Source organism: Kitasatospora sp. NPDC004799 (assembly GCF_040609095.1).
GTDB lineage: Bacteria > Actinomycetota > Actinomycetes > Streptomycetales > Streptomycetaceae > Kitasatospora.
Genome location: NZ_JBEXJK010000459.1, coordinates 1 through 6,336, shown reverse-complemented (window position 1 = coordinate 6,336; position 6,336 = coordinate 1). Strand labels below are relative to the sequence as shown.

At 72.2% G+C, this 6,336-nt stretch carries 5 protein-coding genes; 3 read left to right on the top strand and 2 right to left on the bottom strand.

Annotated features, from left to right (window positions below):
* Both ABZW03_RS35405 and ABZW03_RS35400 read right to left on the bottom strand, forming a co-directional pair.
* A partial coding sequence (locus tag ABZW03_RS35405) for a glycoside hydrolase family 6 protein (protein ID WP_355267882.1) occupies positions 1-1,230 on the bottom strand: 1,230 nt, incomplete at its 3' end.
* A gap of 76 nt (positions 1,231-1,306) precedes the next feature.
* Complete coding sequence (locus ABZW03_RS35400; RefSeq protein ID WP_355267879.1) at positions 1,307-2,272, bottom strand: glycoside hydrolase family 6 protein; 966 nt, start codon at positions 2,270-2,272, stop codon at positions 1,307-1,309.
* Positions 2,273-2,478: 206 nt separating this feature from the next.
* Here ABZW03_RS35400 and ABZW03_RS35395 point away from each other — a divergent pair, with 206 nt between their 5' ends.
* The 3 genes from ABZW03_RS35395 (at position 2,479) to ABZW03_RS35385 (ending at position 6,245) form a co-directional block, all read left to right on the top strand.
* Positions 2,479-3,492 (top strand): LacI family DNA-binding transcriptional regulator, encoded by a 1,014-nt coding sequence (locus ABZW03_RS35395; protein WP_355267876.1) that lies wholly within the window; start codon positions 2,479-2,481, stop codon positions 3,490-3,492.
* A gap of 318 nt (positions 3,493-3,810) precedes the next feature.
* Positions 3,811-5,112 (top strand): ABC transporter substrate-binding protein, encoded by a 1,302-nt coding sequence (locus tag ABZW03_RS35390; protein WP_355267873.1) that lies wholly within the window; start codon positions 3,811-3,813, stop codon positions 5,110-5,112.
* 218 nt (positions 5,113-5,330) lie between these two features.
* Complete coding sequence (locus ABZW03_RS35385; protein ID WP_355267885.1) at positions 5,331-6,245, top strand: sugar ABC transporter permease; 915 nt, start codon at positions 5,331-5,333, stop codon at positions 6,243-6,245.
* Positions 6,246-6,336 lie beyond the last annotated feature (91 nt).

Sequence of the window (6,336 nt, the reverse complement as noted above, 5' to 3'; positions counted from 1 at the left end):
GCACAGCCCCGGCATGGACCCGCTGATCGAGCCGCTGCGCGCGGCCGTCGACAGCATCACCCCGCTGGCGCCGACCGTCCCGTTCCACTCCACGGACTGGCCGACGGTCTTCACCCACAGGTAGGCGTCCACCAGCGGGGTGCCGGTGTCGGCCGTGGGCCGGTTCCCGACGCCGCGGCCGGGCGGGTTGCACCAGGTCTGCGGGTCGCCGGCGTACGTGCCGGGCGGCAGGGTCCAACCGCCCTTCCCGTTGCGGCTGGTGTCCACGACGAAGTGGGCCATGTCGTTGACGGGCGGGTTGCCGACGTTCTGGTCGAACCAGCGGTCGGTCCAGTGCCAGGTGCCGGGGTCGTCCGCGTCGACGGCGTTGCCCGGCTGCCCGTCGTTGGGGGCGGCCGGCGAGTAGTACTGCCCGGCGCACTGCTCGGTGTGCCCGCGCGCGGCCTCCGGGCCCTTGGTGGCGTACCAGAGGCACTTCGACACCCAGGTGCCGTAGTGGTCGGACAGGTCGGTGGCGAAGAAGTTGGACACGTTCAGGGAGAAGCCCTGGGCCCGGTCGCCGCCGGCCTTCAGCAGGCGCTGCGCCGCGGTGCCGACGCTCTGCCAGTGGCTGTTGCCCGCGTCCAGGTAGACCACCGAGCCGGGCTGCCGCTCCAGGACGTCGACCGCGTGGCGGAGGTCGGCGTAGCGTCCGGCGGTGAGCTCACCGGTGGGGTCGCTGGTCGGGGAGCAGTCGGAGGGCAGGTTGGCGAGGGCGTCGGGTTCGAGGACGACCACCGCCTTGCTCCTGCCGATGCCGCGCGCCAGCGCCGAGATCCAGGCCTGGTACTCCGCGTCGGACTGCGCGCCCCCGCTGGAGTACTGGGAGCAGTCCCGCAGCGGCACGTTGTAGGCGACCAGGACGGGGACGGTCCCGGTGCGGGCCGCGCGGCGGACCAGGGCGCGCGCCTTGGCCTCCACCTCGGCGGGCGTGCCGTCGGTGAACCAGGTGGCCTGCGGCCAGCCGGCGAGCTTGGCCATCGCGGTGGCGCCGGCGACGTCGTGGTCCTTCAGGTAGCGCAGGGCCTGCTTCGCGGCGTCGGTGTCCGGGTCCACGAAGAAGCGGGTGCCGGCCGGCAGCGTGTGGCCGGTGTCCTGCTGCCCGGCCTGGGCCGGGGCCGGTGCGGCGAGCACCGTCATCAGCGCGGCCAGCGCGGCCGGGGCGATCAGGCGGGGGATGCGTGCTCTCATCGGCTTTCCTCTTCCGTACCGCGCGGGGCGGGGGTCTGCGGCTCCCGCCCCGTGCGGATGGGCTGTCGATCCACGGTCAGTAGCCGTAGATCATCTTGTAGGCGACCTCGGGCAGGAACTGGCCGGCGGTCGATCCGGCGCCGGTGCCGCAGTTGCCGTCGGACTCGCCGGGGGTCTTGATCCACAGCAGCATCTCGGCGCCGCCCCCGACCCGGGTGGTGGTGCCGATCCGCCGCCCGGCCGGGTTGCACCAGTTGCCGTCGGATCCGTTGCCGTTGCGGCTGGTGTCGACGACGTACGGCTTGGTGAACCCGTACGAGGACTTCAGCGCCGCGCTGACGGCGTTGCCGTACGTGCTGTTCTGGCCGGTGGCGAAGAAGTTCGACACGTTCAGCGAGAAGCCGTGGGCCTCGCCCGCTCCGGCCTCGGCCAGCAGCCGGGCCATCGCGTCGGCGCTCAGCCAGCCGGGGTTGCCCGCGTCCAGGTAGACCCAGGTGTTCGGGGCCTTCACCTTGAACTGGGCGACCGCGTTGCGCAGCATCGCCTTGCGCTCGGCGGCCTGGGTCGGGGTCATGCAGCTCTCGTGTCCGAGCGCGTCGGGTTCCAGGACGACCACCGCCGGCCGGTTGCCGATGCCGCTCGCGAAGGCGGCGATCCAGCTGTCGTACTCGGCGGCGGAGCCCGCGCCGCCGCCGGAGTGGCCGGCGCAGACGTCCCGGTCGGGAATGTTGTACGCCACCATGATCGGCAGCTTCCCGTTGGCCGCCGCGGCGCCGGCGTAGGCACCGGTCGCCGTCCCGATGGTGCCGCTCCAGTTGCCGAACCAGCGCGCCATCGGCACGTCGGCGATCGACGCCTGGATCGCGGCGGCGCGGCCGTCGCCGCGGTTGGCGTCGACCCACTGCCGCGCGGTGGAGTTCGGGTCGACGTAGAAGCCGTTGGTCATGGTGGTGGGGTCGGCGGCGTACGCGGACCCGGGGTCGACCGCGACCAGGAGGGCGGTCAGGGCAGGCGCGATGAGCAGGGCCATGCTTCGTCGCATGGGGCTTCCTCCGCTGTGGGTGGGGTGGGGGAGGTGGAAGCGCTTCCAGTTGCCAGATGATTGGGCGTCCGCACTCCGATGTCAAGGGATGGTCATTCTCTTCCCACCGGCGGTGAGTCGCTGTACTGTCCGAACTGGAAGCGCTTCCAGTCGACACCACGGCGGCGCTATCCTGTGCACTGGCATCCAGACCGAGGTGGACCACGATGACGGACGAACCGACGCGCCGAAGGCCGACGCTGGACGAGGTCGCCGAGCGCGCCGGGGTGTCCCGCACCGCGGCGTCGCGGGTGCTGAACAACGCCCCGAACGTCAGCCGCGGCAAGCGCGACGCCGTCCTGCGCGCCATCAAGGAGCTCGGGTACGTCCGCAACCCGACGGCCCGCGCCCTGGCGACGCGACAGGCCGGGGCGGTGGCCCTGATCATCTCCGGGGAGGACCCGGCGGTGCTGGCCGACCCGTTCTACGGCCAGGTCATCGCGGGCGCCTCGACCGCGCTGGAGGAGACCGACCTGCACCTGGTGCTCTGCCTGGCCACCTCGGCCCGCGGCCAGACCCGGGTGGAGCAGCTCCTGCAGACCCGGGCGGTCGACGGGGTGATGCTGATGTCCCTGCGCGGGGACGATCCGCTGACCTGCCTGGCCCTGGAGGCCGGCGTCCCCGCCGTGTTCGGCGGCAAGCCGCTGCACGGGCAGGTCCCGTACTACGTGGACGTGGACAACGTGCGCGGCGCCCGGCAGGCGACGGACCACCTGATCTCGCTGGGCCGCACCCGGATCGCGACCATCACCGGCCTGCTGGACACCGACGTCGGCCTGGCCCGCCGGCGCGGCTACCAGGAGGCGCTGACGCTGGCGGGCCTGCCCTTCCGCGCGGAGGAGGCCGGCGACTTCACCGAGCGCAGCGGTATGGCCGCGATGGAGGCCCTGCTCGCCCACCACCCGGACCTGGACGCGGTGTTCGCCGCCAACGACAACATGGCGGCCGGCGCCCTCCGGGTGCTCCACCGCGCGGGCCGGACCGTTCCGGCCCGGACCGCCGTGGTCGGCTTCGACGGCCTGACGGTCTCCGAGTTCACCGAACCGCCGCTCACCACGGTCCATCAGCCGATACGGGACATCGGCCGGGAGATGACCCGCATGCTGCTCTCCCTGATCGCGGGCGAGAAGCCGAGCCCGCTGATCCTGCCCACCACGCTGATCCGGCGCGAATCCGCCTGATCCCGCCCACCACGCCGATCCGGCACTCATCCGCCTGATCCTCCGTCACCCCGCCGACCGCACCGGCGCCTCCGCCGTGCGGTGAGCCGCCGTGCCCGCCGCCGGGCCGGCCGCCGGGCCCGGCACCCCGGCGACCAGGCACGATCCACCCCTTGACAGCTCCCACCCGGGAGAGCAAGGCTCCACCCGCCGTCGAATGGGAGCGCTCCCACACCCCTGGAGCCGCCCGCCCTCTGGCCCGGACCCCGGTACGGCGTCCCGCCCACCCGTGCGCATCCCGATCCCCGCAGATCCCCACCCACGCTCCTGGAGAACCGCATGTCCCCGCACCGCCGCACCCGCAGAACCGCCGCCCTCGTCTCCGCCACCGTCGCCGGCGCGCTGCTGGCCACCGGGTGCTCCTCCGCCGGCTCCGGCTCGGACGACCCGAACGCGAAGATCACGCTCAGCGTGGGCGACTTCGGGACCTTCGGCTACAAGGAGGCCGGGCTCTTCGACGAGTACACGAAGGCCCACCCGAACATCACCATCAAGGAGAACACCACCACGCAGGAGGGCGACTACTGGACCTCCGTGCAGACCCGGCTGTCCGGCGGCGGCCTCGACGACATCCAGGCGCTGGAGGTGAGCCGGATCGCCCTGGCCACCTCCGACCAGCTCAGCGGGGCGTTCACCGACCTGTCGAAGGCCCCGGGTGTCGACAAGGACGCCTACCTGCCGTGGAAGTGGCAGCAGGCGACCAACGCCCAGGGCAAGACCGTCGGCCTCGGCACGGACGTCGGCCCGATGGCGATCTGCTACCGCCAGGACCTCTTCCAGGCGGCCGGCCTGCCCACCGACCCCGCCGCGGTCAGCGCCCTGTGGGCCGGCGACTGGGCGAAGTACGTCGAGGCGGGCCGCCGGTACCAGGCCAAGGCGCCCCAGGGCACCTTCTTCATGGACACCGCCTCCGGCCTGTACAACGGCGTGGTCTCCTCCAGCACGGAGCAGTACTACCGCAAGGGCAAGATGGCGTACCAGGACTCCGCCGGCGTCCTGAAGGGCTGGAAGCTGGCCTCCGAGGCGGTCGAGGCCGGGATCACCCAGGGGCTCAAGGAGTTCGACACCCCCTGGCAGACGGCCTTCTCCAACTCCACCTTCGCCACCACCGCCTGCCCGTCCTGGCAGCAGGCCAACATCGAGAAGTTCTCCGGGCCCGGCAACGCCGGGAAGTGGAACATCGCACAGGCTCCCGCCGCGGGCAACTGGGGCGGCTCCTTCCTGGCGGTGCCGGCCTCCGGCAAGCACGTCAAGCAGGCCCAGGAGCTGGCCGTCTGGCTCACCGCGCCCGAGCAGCAGGCCAAGGTCTTCCAGAAGGCCGGCAACATCCCCGCCAACCAGAAGGCGTACACGCTCCCGGGCGTCACGGACTTCACCAACCCGTACATCGGCCCGAACGCCCCGACCGGGCAGATCTTCTCCGCCGCGGCGAAGGCGATCAACCCGGCCGAGACCGGCCCGCAGCACGGCAACCTGCACGGGGCGTTCAGCAACGGCGTGCTGCTGATGGAGCAGAACCACAAGAGCTCCGAGGAGGCCTGGGCCGCCACCCTCAAGCAGATCGCGAGCAGCGTCCAGTAGCCGCACCCGCCGCCGTACGGGCCGCGCGGTCCCCTGCGCCTCCCCGCGGCCCGTACGGCCCCGCTCCCCCGGCACGTCCAAGCCCGCCCGGAACCACCCGACGACCCACCCGGCCGTCGAATCGGCACGGAGGAAACCCTGTGGCCACCCCTACCCGCACCCACCCCAGCGGCCCGGCGGGCGCACCGCCCACGCGCCCGCCCGCCACCCGGACCGGCCTGCGCGGCCGGCTGCACCGCTGGGACCGCACCGCCTCGCCCTACCTGTTCGTCGCGCCCTTCTTCCTCGTGTTCGCCGTCTTCGGCCTCTTCCCGCTGGTCTACACCGGCTGGCTCTCCCTGCACCAGGTCAGCCTGTACAACGTGGACCAGGCCGACTGGGTCGGGCTGCAGAACTACTGGGACCTGCTGTTCGGCCAGCCGAGCTCGTTCTTCTGGAACGCCCTGCTCAACACCGTCACCCTCGGCGTGCTGTCCACCGTCCCGCAGCTGCTGGCGGCGCTCGGCCTCGCGCACCTGCTCAACTACCGCCTCCCGGCCCGCGGTTTCTTCCGCACCGCGCTGCTCGCGCCCTACGCCACCTCGGTGGCCGCCGCCACCCTGGTCTTCGCGCTGATCTTCAGCCCCGAGGGCGGCATGGCGAACTGGCTGCTGGGCCTGGCCGGATTCGACCCGATCCAGTGGGAGTCCGGCTCCTGGAGCTCGCAGATCGCCATCTCGGTGATCGTCATCTGGCGGTGGACCGGCTACAACGCGCTGATCTACCTCGCCGCCATGCAGGCCATCCCCCGCGACCTCTACGAGGCCGCCGCCCTCGACGGCGCCACCCGCTGGCAGCAGTTCCGCCACGTCACGATCCCCGCGCTGCGCCCGACCATCCTGTTCACGGTCGTCGTCTCCTTCATCGGGGCCACCCAACTCTTCGGCGAGCCCTACCTGTTCGGCGGCCAGAGCGGCCACCAGGGCGGCGCCGACCACCAGTACGAGACCCTCGGCATCCTCATGTACGACACCGGCTTCCACCACAGCATGCTCGGTCGCGCCTCCGCCATCGCCTGGCTGATGTTCGGCCTGCTCCTGCTGGTCGGCCTGGCCAACACCCTCATCGCCCGCCGCCTGCGTTCCGCCAAGTGAGCGGGAAGGACGACATGACCACCATCCCTGCCTCGATGGTCTCCGACAGCGGCACGGTCGAGCCGCCCAAGGACGGCGTCGCGCACGCGGC

Excerpts from the sequence above, each read along its gene's own strand:
- ABZW03_RS35390 (WP_355267873.1), top strand. The coding sequence starts at position 3,811 with ATGTCCCCGCACCGCCGCACCCGCAGAACCGCCGCCCTCGTCTCCGCC.
- ABZW03_RS35400 (WP_355267879.1), bottom strand. The coding sequence starts at position 2,272 with ATGCGACGAAGCATGGCCCTGCTCATCGCGCCTGCCCTGACCGCCCTC.
- ABZW03_RS35395 (WP_355267876.1), top strand. The coding sequence starts at position 2,479 with ATGACGGACGAACCGACGCGCCGAAGGCCGACGCTGGACGAGGTCGCC.